This is a genomic window from Bombilactobacillus apium (genome assembly GCF_013385145.1).
Classification (GTDB): Bacteria; Bacillota; Bacilli; order Lactobacillales; family Lactobacillaceae; genus Bombilactobacillus; species Bombilactobacillus apium.
This window is the reverse complement of sequence record NZ_JABZEC010000006.1, coordinates 85,330-101,616: the sequence shown is the minus strand read 5'-3', so window position 1 is coordinate 101,616 and position 16,287 is coordinate 85,330. Positions and strand designations below refer to the sequence as shown.

Annotated in this window: 17 protein-coding genes and 1 other annotated feature (1 of these 18 only partly in view); of the genes, 3 read left to right on the top strand and 14 right to left on the bottom strand. The window is 37.7% G+C overall.

Annotated features, from left to right (window positions below; all coding sequences use genetic code 11):
* Positions 1–14 (bottom strand) — a sequence feature (ribosomal protein L21 leader region) (it extends 56 nt beyond the left edge of the window).
* 69 nt (positions 15–83) lie between these two features.
* From HU830_RS07260 to nagE, 4 genes are all read right to left on the bottom strand, one after another.
* Positions 84–257, bottom strand: a complete 174-nt coding sequence (locus HU830_RS07260) for a hypothetical protein (protein WP_176943103.1) — start codon at positions 255–257, stop codon at positions 84–86.
* The gene (locus HU830_RS07255; RefSeq protein ID WP_176943102.1) at positions 250–918 is read right to left on the bottom strand and encodes an NAD(P)H-dependent oxidoreductase; all 669 of its coding nucleotides are present in this window, start codon (positions 916–918) and stop codon (positions 250–252) included. Before HU830_RS07255 ends, HU830_RS07260 begins: the two co-directional genes overlap by 8 nt.
* Positions 919–972: 54 nt before the next feature.
* Positions 973–1,164 carry a CsbD family protein gene (locus HU830_RS07250; RefSeq protein ID WP_176943101.1) on the bottom strand — a complete coding sequence of 64 codons (192 nt, stop codon included), beginning with the start codon at positions 1,162–1,164 and terminating at the stop codon, positions 973–975.
* Positions 1,165–1,293: 129 nt separating this feature from the next.
* The gene (gene nagE, locus HU830_RS07245; RefSeq protein WP_176943100.1) at positions 1,294–3,276 is read right to left on the bottom strand and encodes an N-acetylglucosamine-specific PTS transporter subunit IIBC; all 1,983 of its coding nucleotides are present in this window, start codon (positions 3,274–3,276) and stop codon (positions 1,294–1,296) included.
* A gap of 589 nt (positions 3,277–3,865) precedes the next feature.
* Between nagE and HU830_RS07240 the strand changes: the two genes are divergently transcribed.
* Complete coding sequence (locus tag HU830_RS07240; RefSeq protein WP_176943099.1) at positions 3,866–4,231, top strand: DUF805 domain-containing protein; 366 nt, start codon at positions 3,866–3,868, stop codon at positions 4,229–4,231.
* A 256-nt stretch (positions 4,232–4,487) separates the two neighbouring features.
* Here HU830_RS07240 and HU830_RS07235 read toward each other — a convergent pair whose 3' ends face one another.
* Genes HU830_RS07235 through HU830_RS07225 form a run of 3 tightly spaced genes read right to left on the bottom strand, consistent with a single transcriptional unit; the run spans position 4,488 to position 6,292 of the window.
* Complete coding sequence (locus HU830_RS07235; protein ID WP_176943098.1) at positions 4,488–4,760, bottom strand: GNAT family N-acetyltransferase; 273 nt, start codon at positions 4,758–4,760, stop codon at positions 4,488–4,490.
* Positions 4,751–5,731 carry a biotin--[acetyl-CoA-carboxylase] ligase gene (locus tag HU830_RS07230; RefSeq protein WP_176943097.1) on the bottom strand — a complete coding sequence of 327 codons (981 nt, stop codon included), beginning with the start codon at positions 5,729–5,731 and terminating at the stop codon, positions 4,751–4,753. Before HU830_RS07230 ends, HU830_RS07235 begins: the two co-directional genes overlap by 10 nt.
* A gap of 12 nt (positions 5,732–5,743) precedes the next feature.
* Positions 5,744–6,292 (bottom strand): biotin transporter BioY, encoded by a 549-nt coding sequence (locus HU830_RS07225; protein ID WP_176943096.1) that lies wholly within the window; start codon positions 6,290–6,292, stop codon positions 5,744–5,746.
* Between the two features lie 232 nt (positions 6,293–6,524).
* Between HU830_RS07225 and ppcA the strand changes: the two genes are divergently transcribed.
* Positions 6,525–8,036: a phosphoenolpyruvate carboxylase gene (gene ppcA / locus HU830_RS07220; RefSeq protein ID WP_176943095.1), complete on the top strand. Its 1,512-nt coding sequence runs from the start codon at positions 6,525–6,527 to the stop codon at positions 8,034–8,036.
* Between the two features lie 226 nt (positions 8,037–8,262).
* On the opposite strand, the gene HU830_RS07215 is transcribed toward ppcA, so the two are convergent.
* From HU830_RS07215 to HU830_RS07185, 7 genes are all read right to left on the bottom strand, one after another.
* Positions 8,263–9,123, bottom strand: coding sequence for a helix-turn-helix domain-containing protein (locus tag HU830_RS07215; RefSeq protein ID WP_176943094.1), 861 nt, complete (start codon positions 9,121–9,123; stop codon positions 8,263–8,265).
* 5 nt (positions 9,124–9,128) lie between these two features.
* Positions 9,129–9,575 carry a hypothetical protein gene (locus tag HU830_RS07210; protein ID WP_176943093.1) on the bottom strand — a complete coding sequence of 149 codons (447 nt, stop codon included), beginning with the start codon at positions 9,573–9,575 and terminating at the stop codon, positions 9,129–9,131.
* Positions 9,576–9,674: 99 nt separating this feature from the next.
* The gene (locus HU830_RS07205; protein WP_176943092.1) at positions 9,675–10,022 is read right to left on the bottom strand and encodes an MDR/zinc-dependent alcohol dehydrogenase-like family protein; all 348 of its coding nucleotides are present in this window, start codon (positions 10,020–10,022) and stop codon (positions 9,675–9,677) included.
* A gap of 151 nt (positions 10,023–10,173) precedes the next feature.
* Positions 10,174–11,889, bottom strand: coding sequence for a GH32 C-terminal domain-containing protein (locus tag HU830_RS07200; RefSeq protein WP_176943091.1), 1,716 nt, complete (start codon positions 11,887–11,889; stop codon positions 10,174–10,176).
* 491 nt (positions 11,890–12,380) lie between these two features.
* Complete coding sequence (locus HU830_RS07195) at positions 12,381–13,910, bottom strand: glycosyltransferase family protein (protein WP_176943090.1); 1,530 nt, start codon at positions 13,908–13,910, stop codon at positions 12,381–12,383.
* Positions 13,911–14,125: 215 nt separating this feature from the next.
* Positions 14,126–14,398 (bottom strand): helix-turn-helix domain-containing protein, encoded by a 273-nt coding sequence (locus HU830_RS07190; RefSeq protein WP_176943089.1) that lies wholly within the window; start codon positions 14,396–14,398, stop codon positions 14,126–14,128.
* A 214-nt stretch (positions 14,399–14,612) separates the two neighbouring features.
* Positions 14,613–15,149: a hypothetical protein gene (locus HU830_RS07185; protein ID WP_176943088.1), complete on the bottom strand. Its 537-nt coding sequence runs from the start codon at positions 15,147–15,149 to the stop codon at positions 14,613–14,615.
* A 741-nt stretch (positions 15,150–15,890) separates the two neighbouring features.
* Between HU830_RS07185 and HU830_RS07180 the strand changes: the two genes are divergently transcribed.
* Positions 15,891–16,280 (top strand): type II toxin-antitoxin system HicB family antitoxin, encoded by a 390-nt coding sequence (locus tag HU830_RS07180; protein ID WP_176943087.1) that lies wholly within the window; start codon positions 15,891–15,893, stop codon positions 16,278–16,280.
* Positions 16,281–16,287: the final 7 nt, after the last annotated feature.

Sequence of the window (16,287 nt, the reverse complement as noted above, 5' to 3'; positions counted from 1 at the left end):
GGTTGCAGCTGTGGTTGACAATTACAACTGTTTAATTGTACAAAAAAAAACAGTCCTCGTCAATCTTTTGCCAACAATTACCGTTACCAATTATCATGACTCCACAAACGACCGTCAATTTCCCCTTGTAATTGTTCTATTCGCTGATCTTGTTGGCGTAAAAGCGTAATTAAGCCCTGATAAAAAGCTCGCTGGGTGAAATCAGGTTCAACCTTAATCCGCTCTTCCAACTGATCAATAATTTCTGAACTAGACATTAGCTTCCTCTTCATTCATCTTGATTAATCGTAACGTATCTTGGAGTCCCTCTAACTCTTGAGTTCGTTGTTCCAGATACTCAGCAAGGATTAATTGCCCATCATCCTGATTTGTTTTGGGGAGTTGGTTTAAAAACCAGTAACTACGATTTAATAAAGAATCTGGCGCGGTCTGGGTTAAATACCGTCGATAATCTGACAATAACTGTAATTGCGCGATTTCATCATAATAAGCAAACTGATAAATCGCAAACGTTGGCAGAAATTTCATCTGGGCCTGTAACCCCCAGGCCCTATAAGGAAGTAGAAACTGATCTAAAGAAAAATGGGCCGCTCCCCCCATCCGAAAGGCACTTTGCGGTAAACCAGTTGTCACGACCAAAGCTAGTTCTTTATCATGCAGAGAACTTAAAAAATTATTTGTTAGAACTTGGTCTTGCCAAGACTTCAAACTTGCTGGTGCCGCATACCAATAGAGCGGAAACTGTAAAATTATCCGTTGGTGTTGTCGAAGAAGTTGTCTTTCTTGAGCAACATTCAAATTAGTAATCGCATCCAAATGATGCCAAGTGACTCCTTCGATCTGGCCAGCTTGTTGTAAAAATTGTTGACTCTGTGAGGCATCCAAATCAGGGTGCGCCACAATAACTAAAGTTGCCATGAAATCCTCCTCTAAGAAATCGAAAGAAAAAATCCTCCGTTAGGAGGATTTTAATTACTTTGATTTCTTTTTGTCAATCTTCTGATTAACTTTCTCGGCAACATTGTCTTTAGCATCAGTAAACTTTTCTTTAACCTTCCCAGCAAATTGTTCCGCTTTTCCTTTCAGTTCTTTGGAACTATCACCGGTGGCTTTGCCCCAACCTTCTTCAGCTTTACCTTTAATTTGATCTTTCAAGTTACCCATCTTATTTCCTCCTTAAGTTATTCTACCCTTATAGTAGAGTTTTAAATTTCAGAAATAAAATAATTTGCTTCCTGATCAAAGCAAAAAAAAAAACTTCTTAGTTACGAAGTGTCTTTTTAAAAGATTGATTTACTTATGCGTAGCTTCAGCAACTGCTTCAGTTGCGGTAACTGTTGCGCCAGTTTGAACTCGCAGGTAAGAAACTTCGATCATGTTAGTAATAATCACCATCACGGTCGTCTTCTTACCCGCAGTTTCAATCGCCTTAAGATCCATTTGAGCCAATGGTTGACCAGCTTTCACTTGGTCACCTTGAGCTACTTGAACATCAAAGCCAGCACCATTTAATTCAACGGTATCAATTCCCATATGAATTAAAACTTCTAAGCCATTGCTGGTCTTCAAACCAAGAGCATGTTTAGTTGGGAAGACAGTAGTAATCTCAGCATCAACTGGAGCTACAATCTGACCATCACTTGGATTGATCGCAAAACCATCACCAATCATCTTTTGTGCAAAAGTTGGATCGTCAACTTGATCAAGGTTAATTAATTCCCCATTTAAACCAGCATTCAAAGTTACGCTTTGACCACTGAATTCGCTCTTTTCTTCTGCAGCAGGAGCTTCAGCTTTAGCAGCCGTTGTTCCTGTTTCAATTGGAGCCTTAGCTTCAAACAATTGTTTCAAAGCATCAGCCACGAATTGAACTTCCGTTCCAACAATAACTTGAATATTAGTCTTATCGAGAACGTTGATTCCGGCAATTTTAGCTTGGCGAATTGTTGCTTGGTTAACCTTATCAGTATCAACTAATTGTAAACGTAAACGAGTTGTACAATTATCGATTGCGGTAATATTGTCAGCTCCACCTAAACCAGCGTAGATAATCTTAGCGGAAACCATATATTTATCATCGTCATCGGAAACTTGAACTTGACTGGCTTCACCTTCGTCACCATTTTCTTCTAATGGTTCGCGACCAGGAGTAGCTAAGTTAAATTTCTTAATACAGAAATCAAATAAAATATAGTAGATAATCGCAAAGAGGATTCCTTGAACTAACAGCATCCAAGGTTCATGAGCCTTAGGCATTCTAAAACTCAAGGTATAGTCAACCAACCCGGCTGAGAAAGTAAAACCGGCAATCCAATGCATAGAAGCTGCTAAAGCTAATGAGCAGCCAGTTAAGACGGCATGGACTAAATATAAAGGCCATGCAGTAAACATAAAGGAAAACTCTAAAGGTTCAGTAACTCCGGTAAAAATAGCGGCAAAACTGCTGGCAAACAACATTGATCCAGCATCTTTTTTCCGTTCTGGAAAAGCATTCCGGTACATAGCGTAAGCTCCAGCCGGTAAACCAAACATCATAATTGGGAAGAAACCAGCTAAGTACATACCGGTAACCCCGGTTGTTCCTTTGCTAGACCAGAATTGATGAATATCGTCGATTCCCGCAATGTTAAACCAGAAAACAGAATTCAGAGCTTGGTGCAGGCCGGTTGGAATCAGTAACCGGTTGAAGAAACCGAATAATCCGGCACCAATAGCACCTAAGCCAACCATGAACTTCCCGAAGGAAACTAAAGCATCATAGAAAAACGGCCACACAAAGTATAAAACAACACTTAATAAAGCCATTACAAAAGCGGCCATAATTGGGGCTAAACGTCGTCCACTAAAGAACGATAAGGCCATCGGCAATTTAGTATTATGGAAACGATTGTACATTGCGGCAGCAATCAAGCCGGCAATGATCCCAATAAAGACGTTCCCTTCAATCGCCTGATAAGCTGGATTCAAAGAACTCTTACTAATATTCTGAATTTGAGAAACCACATCCGGTCCACAAACTGTAATTGGAACAAAGTAAGCCACAACTCCGGCTAAAGCAGCAGCGCCGTTGTTATCTTCCGACATCCCCAAAGCTAAACCGACAGCGAACAAAAGTGCTAGTTGTCCCAAAATGGCATTCCCAGCTCCTTGTAAAAAGGTAGCGGCAGGCCAATTCTGAGGTAAGTAGTGTCCAATACCCTGTAAGAGGGCAGCGGCAGGTAAAACCGAAACAGGTAACTGTAACGATCGACCCATCCGTTGAATATATGACTTCATTGCATCTCTCTCCTTCAAACGTTTTCAAACATTTTACATTGTAGCACCTGCTCTTAAAAATGACAACTCATCTTATTAGATTATTTAAGATAAATTTTAACTTTCATGGACTCTTCAATTTTTATGCATATTTGCTAAAATATTGTTTCTCTAAGGTGGGTATCATTTTTTAATTTTGTAATTATAATTTAGACCAGCAAACTTTTGCTAAACTTGGAATTATTTATAAAATAACTCCAATTAACTCTAACTTTTTCAAAAAATTAATTACATATTATATAATCAAACTCACATTTCCCAATTTACGAAAAAATTACAATTACTGAAAAACAGATTCTGGATTTCTGTAAGAATAACTTTTTCTTTTCTTAGATTTTTCAAACCGAAATTTTTTTATTTCTTCTATCACCTGAAAGGTTTAATAATTCCTCTAATATTTTTCAATTTCAAAAAATTACTATGGATTATTTTGAATTAATACAGCTTTTTAAAACCAAAAAATTGTTTTTTGAGCATTAATTTAGATAACAATTTTCTTTTAGCCTATACTTATTTATAAGGTAGATTACTTCACAAAGGACGTGAGCGCATGGTTCAAAGCTATCAAGAATTTTGGCATAATATCTTAAACTTTTCGGGAACAGCTCGTAGACGACAATACTGGTGGCCGATTATTATTAACTATCTTTTAGGGGCCTTTATTATTGCCTTGATCGAACATAGTGCTGGTCATCCAATTACCGATATTTACAATTGGACTGACTGGAGTGTTAACTTCGGTTCTCAAGTGGTGACCTTCATCGTCTGGCTGGGAACCTTATCTTTGAAATTTCGCCGGCTTCATGACAGTGACCATTCTGGTGGCTGGGTCTTAATGGAATTAATTCCAATTATTGGGACTATTTGGTTCTTCATTTTGATGATTCTCCCCTCACGAGCTAATCGTTGGGATTAACTTTTCAAAGTTTTGGAATAAATTTGAATAAGTTATTAAAAAATAGGCGCTGAGAAAATTCTTCTCTTCGTCTATTTTTATTGTAAAGTTTAAAAAACTAATCTACTAATTTAAGGGATCTTTACGAGCAGCATGGTGTCACACTTCTATAGAAAAGAAGATACCTGAAATCTAACTCTTTTAACCCATTTTAATTTAGAAAGACGCCATCTGGATTGGAAATTTAAATTATCTTCCCTCCGCTAGCTTGAGTTTCTTAATTTATTTTTTTCTCTAAAATCAGATCGGTCTGAAGATCGCTACCCAATTGAAAAGTATGTTGATCGACCCTTTGAAGTCCCAATTGAGCGTAAAACCTTTGCGCTGCTAAATTATGCTCCCAAACTCCCAACCAAATAATTGATTTTCCCTTGGTCTGGGCAATTCGGAGGGCCTTTTGCCAGAGCTTAGTTCCTATTCCCTGTCTTTTCCAACCTTTTGCGCAACAGTTACTTTTTGAATAAATATTAGTTTGCCCCCCTACTGCCAATGAACTTTAGTTACTTCACCACTGGTAAAAGTTCGAACTTGTCCCGCCTTATTTTTAATGATCAATCCCCCCTGATCGTCAATTCCTTGCACAACCCCGGAAGCCATTTGACTTCCCAACTGTAAACTAACTTCCTTATTTAATAATAAGGAACGTTGGCGATATTCATCTAAAAGTTGGGCATCAGCTAATCGTAAATAATTGTTGATCAAAACTTCAATCAAATGAGCTAACAAAAGATTCCGATCAATTTTGCCACTGGGATCAATTCCGCGCACCTTTGTCATCAAATCTTGCGGGAAATTGGCGGTTGTTAAATTAAGACCGAAGCCAATCACAAAAGCAGCGGTTGATGAGGATTCCAAGTCTAAAACCGCTTCCGTTAAAATCCCCCCCACTTTCCGCTGCCCGACATACAAGTCATTAACCCACTTAAGTTTAATTTTTTCTTGGGGAAAAAATTCTTCCAACACTCGGGCAATTAACACAGCAATACTGGTGGTTAAAAGTCCGGCTGAGGGCCAATCATTCGTCGGATTAGGTAAAATTAAACTACAATAAAGTCCTGTTTTGGCCGGAGCATAGAAAGCCCGTCCCCGACGGCCATAAGCCTGACTCTGTTCTTCGGCTGCAAAAATTGTCGGCTGCAGGACTTGATGGGTGCTTAAAAATTCTTTGGCCAAACTCTGAGTTGAAGTTACTTGATCAAAGATTTGGAGCCGATTTTGAAATTGATGTTGGGTATCAAAATCGACCACGTCTTGATCGAGACGGTCAATTCCCTGATATTGATAGCCTTGACTTTTACGACTAGCAATTCGGTGCCCTTGATTTCTTAGAGCCGTAATTGCTTTCCAAATACTAGCTCGACTAAGTCCGAGGGCTTGACCTAGATCATCTCCGGAAACCCACTCTTGTTGTTGAGCTAATAATTGCCATAAGACTTGCTGCTTTGTTGTACCTACTTGCAAGCTTTCAACCTCCTAAACAAAGCGTTTAATTTTTCGTAAACGGCGAGCTAAAAAGACCGCCACTAGCGTTTTGATGATATCTCCCGGTATAAAGATTAAGTTGGACCAGAGGGCACTTGTCAAAGGAATTCGGGCTTGCCAAGAAAGTCCCAAAGAACCACAAAAATCGATCACAGCAACCCCCGCCACTAGAACGACAATTAATTCTTTCCACCAAGTTTGTTGGCTTCGCCCCAGTTGATTGCCGTAACCGATAGCTAAGGGTGCTAGCAGCCAGCCAATTAAATAGCCCCCCGTCGGACCAACGAAAACCGCAATTCCCCCATGACCTCCAGATAAAAATGGTAAGCCACTAGCAACTAAAATTAGAAATAAACCCACGGCGGTCGTCCCCCAACGGGCACCTAACAAGGTCGCGGCCAACAAGACACCCATATTTTGAAGAACAATAGGAACGGGAATAATTCCCAAGGGAATTCCCGGAAAGAGTCCTAAAATCACTAAGATCGCGACCATTAAGGCGGTAATTATCATTTTTTTCAAAGTTAAATTTTGCTGCATCTCTTTGCTCCTTTTGATTTTAAAACTTCTCTGCAAGATCAGCAATATTATAAAAGATAGTCAACCACATTTCAACAATTGGTTTACTACTTTAAAAAGATTGATACAAGATTAGATTTATATTTAACTAATTTTCTTTAAAAAACTGGTTTTTAATCTCTTCTTAAACGTGCTAAGATAAAACTAATTTAGTTTGACTAATCGTAGTATAGTTTAAAGGAGAACGAAACTAATGCGTAAAATACCAGTTACCATGGGAACACAACATCCCGACAATGCTCAGGCGGCTTTTTGGGATCTAAATCAAAACCCTTTCATCTCAGCTTATAACGAAACAACGGAAGCTTTTGAAAATTTTTCGACGCTCGACGTTGATGAATACATGTGGGATTGGGAAGGAAAACATGCCGACGCAGCAGTGATCGATCGTCTCTTTTCTACGAAGTACGATTATTTTAAAGAACATCAATTGGGAATAGATAAATTTATTACCTTCCGCTTTCCGAACATTTGGGAAGAAAAAGGCTACAGTTTAATGCAAGCTATGACGACCTTCTTGTCTGCGGAAGACTTTGCTCAAGATTTAAATTTTCAAAAACGTCCTTTATTTGAAGCCATTTTACCGATGGCTCAACGAGCCGAACAAATCTTTACAATGCAAGAACGTTTTGAACAATTAGCAACCTTTAAGCAGCAAGTCTTTACTGCCCAACGAAAAAATAATCCCTATCTGGAAATGATTCCGCTTTTCGAAAATTTTGATACCCAACTCAATGCTTCGAAAATCTTAGACAAATACCTGCAAATGCACTTGGACTACTTTGGTTTTCGTCCACCCTATTTACGGATTTTCCTAGCTAGTTCCGATTCTGCCCTTTCTTCTGGCTTTATGAATTCGATCACCGGTAATAAACTAGCCATTGCGCGTCTATATGAATTTTCTCAGCAAGAAAACATCCCCGTTTATCCAATTACGGGGATGGGTTCAGCAATTTTTAGAGGTGGCCTTTCCCCTCGGAGAATTGACCGTTTTGTACAAGAATTTTCTGGCGTCCGAACGGTTACCGCCCAAAGTGCTTTTCGCTACGATTATCCTTTAGCTGAAGTCCAAACGGCGATTAAACAACTAAAAGAACAATTACCGGCAGCTCAACCATTAGTTATCGAAGCCGACGATCAAGAAACCCTGATTGCTATTGCAGAAAAATCAGCTCAATTTTATCGACAAACTTTAGATCAATTAATTCCCGATATGCAGGCTATTTTCCAAGCCTTTCCTAAACGACGAGACCGGCGCCAACACGTGGGCGTTTTAGGTTATTCTCGGGAAGTTGATGGTCAAGCTTTGCCACGGGCAATTAACTTTACCGGTTCTTTTTATGCAATTGGCGTTCCCCCAGAATTTATTGGTTTTGGACGAGCTTTAGCTTCCCTATCCGCTCTTGAACTGGGCGTTTTCGTGCGCCATTATCCGCACTTAAAAGCTGACTTTACCGAATTAGCCGCTTACGTCAATCTTGATAGTCTAGCAATTTTAGCGGCCACTAATCCGGCTTGGAATGAAGTAAAAACGGATATCTTAACTCTCCAACAAATTTTAGGCTTTGATTTGGGTCCCCAAACCAAGGAGCAAGAATTGCATCATCAACTGACCCAACAGATTGTTCAGATTAAGGATGGCGCTAGTGTGGCGATTACCGCTTTAATTGACCGGCAAGCTCAACTACGCCACTTCTTAGGCTAAAACTTAAATTTTTCAACAAAAACCAAGAATCCTAGTTCTTTATGCAACTAAAATCCTTGGCTTCTACGATTCGACTGCTAAAGTTGCGGTTGAATCGTTTTTGTTTTGCGCTGTGCTGCTTGGACTTTCTTCTAAGTTCGCTGTATTTTCTTAATTTGTTGGGGCGTTAATCCTTGCCAATCAGAACGTGAAGTTCAAGCGCTAATTCCCCGCAACTAAGATCTTATTAAAGATTATGAAAAACTTCATAACGCTGCTGATATTGAGCAGCTTGGTCAAGTCTTCCTAAGTGCTGATAGCAATCCACCAATGATAAAGCATAATCAGCCAGCATAAAATAGGACTCCCCTCGTACTACCTGATCAAAACCAGTAATTAAAGTTCTTTGGGCAGCTAAAAAGTCTCCTAAATTCATTAAAAATATTCCGTAGTAATAATTAATGACATTCAAGTTTTCTGCTGGATCCGCAAGCTTTTCTAAGCCAGTTTGTGATTTTTTAAATAGAACTTGTGACCGTTTGGACTCCTCCAATTGCGCTTTAATTGTCGCTAAGGCATTGACAATTAAAATCTCAATCTCTGTTTGCGGAATTGCCTGCGAAGTTAATTTGGTGTAGGAAAGAGCCATCTTTAAGTAACGTTGACTAGTAGCTAAATTATGAATTGCTTGATAAGTAGCACAAGCGTAATAATAGTAATAAATTTGAAAGTCACTAGCAGCCGTTAAACTAATCATCGTTGCTGGCCGATCCAAAAACTGTAACATTTCTCGATAACGTCGCTCCTTACAAAGAGTAAAAACTTTACTGGCCAAAGCAGCCTCTTGAAAGGGTAGTTTAGTATTCAAAAAATTTTGATCTAAAGAGACCTGCAACCGCTGACAAAGTTGAATTAAAACAGCCGTATTTGGTAAGTATTCCCCTTTCTCTAGACTACTAATTAAAGCCTGTGAACAAATATCTTGAGCTAACTGGGCTTGAGACAACTGAATCTTTCGCCGCTTGCCTCTAATTAAATTCCCAATTCTTTGGCGAATCGTGGCCGCATAATTTTCCAGATTTCTTCCTCCCTCAAAATTATTTTTCAAATACACTATACTCTAGGAAAGGGCAGCAAGTGTCGCCCCCGGTGGGGAGCTTGCTGTTGATATTTAAAAGCAGCTAAAAAATCATTCAACGGAAATTGCCGAGCAATAGGTAAGTGGATTTGTCCAGTCTGCATTAAATATAATAAGTGTCGATAATCAGCTGGCCAAATGGGGCCACTAATAAATTGGATTCCCACCGTCTGGGATAAAATTAAACTCCAAACCGGTAATCTTTGCTGAATAAGAGGCACTAAATTTTCAACCCTACCAGCTAAGTCAATGACGAGTGTTGAAGCCGCTTCTAAGCCTCTTGGTAACAATTGCTGATAGGCTGGTAAATCGTACTCTTGACGACGACTGTGAAAATAAGTTTGGGCTGTTGAACGAACTTGAGACCAAATCTTGATTATTGGCTTGGACTTTAATAATTGCAGGATGCTTAAGCCGATCACCGAATCTGCTCCAAAAATTATAATCTGCCGATAATTAGAACGAATTATCTTCTTGAATAATAAGTAAGCCGTATCTAATCCACCAACGATTGTCGCGGCTTACTGATCAGAGATTCCTTCCGGAATAATCATCAAAAAAGGCGGAATTGTGGTCGATAAGCTCTCTTGCCAAGTCCCTCGAGGATTGAGCACTAAAACTCCTTGCTGTAATAATCCAGAATTACGAAATTGTCCCACTTTGGTCACTTTTCCTACAGCTCCGTAGCCCAAAACCCGCGGAGTTTTCCCTGGTAATTCGCCTTGAACTTGTCGTAAATCATAAGGTAATAAGGGTACCGTTGTGACTTGGACTTCAACCGTCAGTGGCGCTAATGCTTGCTGGGGTAAATTTACAAGTTGAATTGAACTTAATCTTCCATCATTGCTAGTCTGAACTAAAGCTTGCATAATTATTATCCTTTGCTGTTAAACTAGCTTTCAGGATAAACAATTTCTTCTTTTTTTAATAATCAGAATTCTGATAACTCTTTGATTTCTATAAGAAAACTGATTATCGTTGATTAACGATAATCAGTTTTTTGATCTTTCTAATTGTTATTTAACCTAAATCGGCTTGGCTAATTAAAACTTGGTTGGCACCTGTTGGATCTTCAGTATAAATCTTAAAATCTTGTTGAGCTGCACTACCAAAACGAGCTACAGTATAACTTTGACCATTAGGAAAGAAAATTTCAATTGAGTTTTGGTCAGTAAAGACTTGCAGTTGAATTTCACTTTGCTGGCTAACTCCAGAATTATTGAAGTAGCCTCTTCCTTGACCTAATTCGCCATTGGCGTAATAATCAGCTCCTCCTTGACCATTAAAACCGTTCTTTAATTCACCAGATTCGCCGTTTACAAGATAAGCCCCATTGCTAGGATCATAGTTAAATTTTACATAATCAGAGCCTTGCCAGATATGCAGATAAATTCGTCCCTGATAATTAGCTTGGGTATTTTTAAACTTTAGGTTATAGAATTTATTTATGCCCAAGTTCGGTTTATCAAATAAATTCCAAATTTTACCATTGGTATCTTGGCCAATACTGTATTTCTTCTGACCGGTGCGATCATTAACCGGTTCTTCCACCGTGGCTTTGGTTTCTGTTTGTTTTTTAGGAATTGGATAAATTGGGGTCTGCTTTAAAGTTAAATCGCTTTGTAATTGCAGTTTACGGGCCAAGCTGTAAGAACCTAACCGTTGAGCATAAGGAGATTGACCGGCAGGATCACTATGCACTCCATTCGAAATATAATTCCAATTGCCAACCCATCCCATCGAAATAATCTCAGAATCGGCTTGTTTCAAATCTGAATTACCACTAAAGTTGGCGCCATAATAATCGGAACCTTGATCTAAACGTTTGGCATCGGTTTCTGGTTGAAAGATTCCAGCATCGTTTAAGTGACCGACAACGTAATAAGTACCCGTTGTTTGTCCATTATGAGGCGCTTTCCCGCCATAGAAGAGTACTTGTTTACTTTGACCATTGGGTAAAGTCAAAGTTTTTAAAGTCGGACATTCCACCGGAGCGCTATCGCGAGAATCTAAACCTCGCATAAAGTCCGCCGGACCAATTTTAGAAGTTGTTCCGGCTTCAGCCTTCGACCATTTCAGGCCATCTTGCGACTGATAAACACCTAACTGAGAACCTTCAGCAACGTACATAATTAACTTCTTGTTCCAGTAAAAAACCCCGGGATCACGTTCGTCACTGTGATTGGGAGAGGCCCAAGTCCAAGAATGATCTAAAACTGGTGCTCCATTATTAAGTGGATGCGTAAAAGTCTTACCTTGGTCATCAGACCAAGCCGCCCAAATATTTTGTGAACCATCCTTTTGAGATAATCCACTAAAATAAGAAACTAAGGCTCCTTGGGGAACTCCCTTAATTTGACCTTGATTAGCGATTACTGTTCCTGTCCAAGCACTTTTCCAACTAGTGCTTTTTTGGGGCCCAAAAGCTTTCAAAGCGTTATTTTGAGGAGTAAATTTAACAAAATCTTTGGTTGTTGTATGATTCCAATTTTGTCCCTGTGGTCCAAAGGGATTTCTAGCTCCATCAGCTGAATGTAAAAAGTAAAGATCATAATATTGTCCCTGAGCATTCCAAATAATTGATTGTAAGTCATTAGACCAACCATCCACTGTTGTTAGATGATAACGTCCTACGTGTTCTGTAGAGGTTAAAGATTCTGCCTGCGCAGAACTTACCCCTGCGCTTATCCCCAAGAGCACTCCCATTGCTAGGCTCCAAATCTGCCATTTTTTCATAATACACAACTTCTTTCCCCATTCAATTTGTATTAACTATCTTAATTGTAGTTGAATTCGCTTTCAAAAGCTATTTTAAAATCTAATATTTTAAAAAAGCACTTATACTATAATAAAATGGAAATAATTAATAATGCGGGAAATAATAATAGATGGATAAAAATTTACATACACATCCCAGCAACTACCAACTGCGGTTAGATTTAGGCTCCCAAGCGGGTTTATTTGAACGCTTGCCGAGGTAAAAGCTCAGGTAAATGACCAAACTAGAGAAGTGAAATTTTTCATAATCTCCGACGGCTACCAAACTAATTCAAAAGGTATCCAAAGTGCCCTAATGGATAAATAGAAAAATGACCAAAAATAAGCCAAATGAGAATCAAATCTCATTCGGCTTATGACATCTTGAATAAATTTTCTGTTTCGTAGAAGGTATTTATTCGGACTTAGCAAATAGCGTACTTTTCTATAAATATATTTTTATTTAGATCTTAAGCTTTCAACTTTTGTTGACGATAATTAGTCCACCAATTACTAATTCCCACCGAAGATAGTATCAGCATAAACGGTAAATATTGAATCAAATAACGTGAGCGGCCACCTTCAAATAAGAGTAAATAAATCAGCCCACCAATCATTGTTAATTTCATCCCAATTAATAAATATGATTTTCCTTGGACCTTAAAGGTTAAGGCCATTCCGGTTAGTAAAACTAACCAAATAACCTGCATATAAAAACGCATAATATTAGTCTTTCGTCCCTGCTGGTAGTAAGTATCTCGCAAAGCTGACTGGATCCGATTATGGGCCTTATGTTTAGGTACCTGTCCATTACCATCAGTACCCCAACCGAAATCTCCCCGATCGGTATTATTGAAATACTTTTGAATTAAAAATTTAGCATAACCAGCTATTTTATAATCGTTTAGACGCTGCTTAATAATATGAATGTTTGACTCTTTCCGCAAAGTGGGGTCGGCAATCGCCTTATCTACCTCTAAGTCGGGATGATTAAAACCACCATTACCGGTAATGCCCATCATGACAAAATGAGTCCAAGGCAGCGCCTGTCTGGAATCAATTGTCACCAAAGTTTGGATTCTCATAAACTGTTGAAAAGCGACATTCGGAAGCGCAAAACTAACTAATAAAACTCCCAAAATAACTAATTTGCGAATTAGAAACTTTTTCCCTCGCCAGCTTTGAAGTAAATTAATTAAGAACCAGGCGATCAAGTAGACGATTGCTGATGGTTTGAACAAATAAATGATTCCGGTTAAGATGCCAATCAAAACCATTAAGCTCCAATAAGCTTTGGGAGCTTGGAAATTCAAAATAGAATATAAATATAAGACGATACTCACCAATAAGAAACTAATCTCGTCTGTGTAGGGCACCATGATCCAAGGGGACAATAAGAATAAAAACATATAGAAATATAGTGTTAAATAAGCCACTTTGCGGTTTAATAAATTCTTAGTTGCTTTAAACAAGACAAAACCGGAAAGATCCATAATAAAAATGTTTAATAACTGAAAACTAAACCAGTGGCCGTTTAAGGCTGGAATAAAGGTCGAAACAATTTTATTGTAAACGTAGATAACAAAGAAAAACAAGGAGTTATTGGGATTAATTGAAAGATAAGTATCCATGGAACGAATGTCTAATACTCCGTGAATTACATAGCTTGGATCCCAGTTAATGGACGAGGTTACATTGGCTAAAACAAAGATCTGTAAGAGAACAATAATTCCAAAAATCCACCGCGTTATTCCAACCAAATGTTGCCGAAAAAACTGACTTCCCTTTTGTAGAAAAACAACTGCTTTCTGTCGCAAAAAAGGATGTGCCAAAATAACGAAAACAATCACTAACAACAAAAAGACGGTAAAAATAAACTTCGGGCTAATTCGATAAAGATCAAAATTACTAGCACGAATGGCGCCATAAACTGCAAAAAGCATAAAAAATAAATATAAATAATTAATCTGTCGAAACAGATACTGGGACAACTTCTTCATGATACCGATTTCTCCTACTCTAAAAGTACTTCTAACTTCGTTTAACTGGTAATTTTCAGGGTCTTTTTAAACCACAACGAGAATAATACCATATTAAAAGTAAATATTGAAATCACAATTTCCGATTTTTCACCAAGACAAAACCGCAAAAAAACTAGCCCATATCTAAATAGAGATTTAAGCTAGTCTTCAGCTTCTTTCATCAATTAATTAAATTAATCAAACTTTGAAACTGCAATATGATAAGTAAAGTGATTGAATTCCTTTAATAGTTGGGAATATTCAATTTGCCATCCTTGGGCAATTAGAGACATTATTTTTAAATTTGCCAGATCCATCTGACCCAGTTCAATAGCCTCTAAATCACTCATTTGCCAGTGATAATCGTTAGCTAAGCCGATATTTTTCATTACATCTTCTAAAGTCAAGTTTTGACTTTCACGGATTCGCTTTAAATATTTTCCAAATAAAATCGTATTTTTGGTCATCAATCATACCCTCTGTTTTTAATCTAGAACTTGTTAGTGAAGCCTAATACTTTCCTTCTCAATTGGACTTTCACCAATTTTTATTATCTTTTCTGTCAAAAGTTTATTATTCATTTTTTTTAGTTTAATCAGCAAAATAGTCGTTGACTTAATTATTGATAATCAGAAAATTTACTTTTCATATCGATAATTTTCTGCGTCTAATTATTCTCGATCACTTTTTTGCCTGGGTCTGTTGGATCTGATCCAGTTTCTGGGTTGATCTATTCACTGATGCTGGTAATTCATCAGCACTGACTTTCAATTCAGTTTCTAACTGAGAAATTTCCTGATTCAAGCGTTGGGCAACTTTTTTAGCACTGGCTTTATTTTGCGATAGTAATTGAGCAAATTGTCTTAAGTCGCCTGTAAATTGGAGTAAATGACTAGTAGTCGTATGATTTAAAGAATTATTACGAATTCTCCGATCCAACGCTGCAGTATCCCGATCAATCTTGGCTGCCGGTTGGGCCATCAAGTTTTTCTGTTGGGAAATACTGTCGGCATACTTATCCATCAAATGGCCATAATCATCCATTTGTTTTAAAAAAGCTTCTTTTAGCTGGACATTGCTGACCATTACTTCTTCAGTCGACGATTTTTTGCTAGCTGTACTGTGTGTTTGCTTCCCCTGACAGCCAGTCATCATCACTAACCCGATTAAACTCATGATAAATACTTTGCCAAATTTAGATTTTTTTACGCTCATCATATTTTAGCCCCATTAAGATTTTATAGTTAATTCTATCATGAAGCTCTTCGTAAAAGAAACCAACTTTTTCCCTTAAAGAAAATATTAAATTATCATATTTAGCAGCAGTCAAAATGGTATTTTCTTGACCTCTCGAGTCATAAAACCAAGGAATAAAGAACAAAACATTAACTTTAATTGAATCTTAATTAATGTTTTAAAACTAATTTTACTCCTTATTGAAACTATTATAATAACGCAAAAATTAGCAAATTTGATCTAACCCGATCCCTTAACAACACATTTAAAATTCAACAAGACGAATTATATATTGCAAGAAAAAAATGGTCGAAAATAAGAAAGCCTCACAAGTTATTCAAAATAGATAATTTATATTTGATAGAATGCCCTGTAGTGACCTCCAGAAGTTAGATTTTTGGGGATCGGTACAGGTGATAGCCAGTTCTGAGGCTATTTTTTATTTAAGTTCATACTTTACACGTATCAATAACACGTGTATAATAAGTATTGTAATTAAGAAAGGAGCAACAATGAAACGAAACGTTCTTCTAAAATTGTTAAAGCAAAAAGGTTGATACTTATACCGTCATGGCGGTAATCATGATATCTGGAGTAATGGAAAGACTAAAGAGACAATTCCCCGTCACCCAGATATTAATGAACGACTTGCTAAAGCAATTATTAAGAAACATGACCTGAAATAAGGTCTGTTTCATTGTTGTCAAATTAGGAGGCAAAATTATGAACGTAGTTTATCCAATTATTATTACTAAAGATTCTCAAGATAAGGTCCCGTACTTCGTCCAAATTCCTGACTTAAATGGATTTACCCAAGGAACTTCTATTGCTAATGCTATGGAGATGGCTCGTGACTATATTGGCTTAACAATCTTAGATCGCGAAGATAACCATGAATCCATTCCTGAATCAAATACTGCTTTGCCACATATAGATGAAGGAACCGCTACGTTAATCGATGTAAATATAGATACGTATCGAAGAAAGCATGATCAAAAGGCTATCAAGAAAACTTTGACAATCCCTAATTATTTAAACGAATTGGGCAAAGAGCAAAATATCAACTTCAGTCAAGTGTTAACTGATGGTTTAAAATCAATTTTAGAAAATTAGTTACGCT

Coding starts and splice junctions, on each gene's coding strand:
- HU830_RS07250 (WP_176943101.1), bottom strand. CDS start 1,164: ATGGGTAACTTGAAAGATCAAATTAAAGGTAAAGCTGAAGAAGGTTGG.
- HU830_RS07255 (WP_176943102.1), bottom strand. CDS start 918: ATGGCAACTTTAGTTATTGTGGCGCACCCTGATTTGGATGCCTCACAG.
- HU830_RS07225 (WP_176943096.1), bottom strand. CDS start 6,292: ATGCAGCAAAATTTAACTTTGAAAAAAATGATAATTACCGCCTTAATG.
- HU830_RS07190 (WP_176943089.1), bottom strand. CDS start 14,398: ATGACCAAAAATACGATTTTATTTGGAAAATATTTAAAGCGAATCCGT.
- HU830_RS07240 (WP_176943099.1), top strand. CDS start 3,866: ATGGTTCAAAGCTATCAAGAATTTTGGCATAATATCTTAAACTTTTCG.
- HU830_RS07180 (WP_176943087.1), top strand. CDS start 15,891: ATGAACGTAGTTTATCCAATTATTATTACTAAAGATTCTCAAGATAAG.
- HU830_RS07260 (WP_176943103.1), bottom strand. CDS start 257: ATGTCTAGTTCAGAAATTATTGATCAGTTGGAAGAGCGGATTAAGGTT.
- HU830_RS07205 (WP_176943092.1), bottom strand. CDS start 10,022: ATGCAAGCTTTAGTTCAGACTAGCAATGATGGAAGATTAAGTTCAATT.
- HU830_RS07195 (WP_176943090.1), bottom strand. CDS start 13,910: ATGAAGAAGTTGTCCCAGTATCTGTTTCGACAGATTAATTATTTATAT.
- ppcA (WP_176943095.1), top strand. CDS start 6,525: ATGCGTAAAATACCAGTTACCATGGGAACACAACATCCCGACAATGCT.
- HU830_RS07200 (WP_176943091.1), bottom strand. CDS start 11,889: ATGAAAAAATGGCAGATTTGGAGCCTAGCAATGGGAGTGCTCTTGGGG.
- nagE (WP_176943100.1), bottom strand. CDS start 3,276: ATGAAGTCATATATTCAACGGATGGGTCGATCGTTACAGTTACCTGTT.
- HU830_RS07185 (WP_176943088.1), bottom strand. CDS start 15,149: ATGATGAGCGTAAAAAAATCTAAATTTGGCAAAGTATTTATCATGAGT.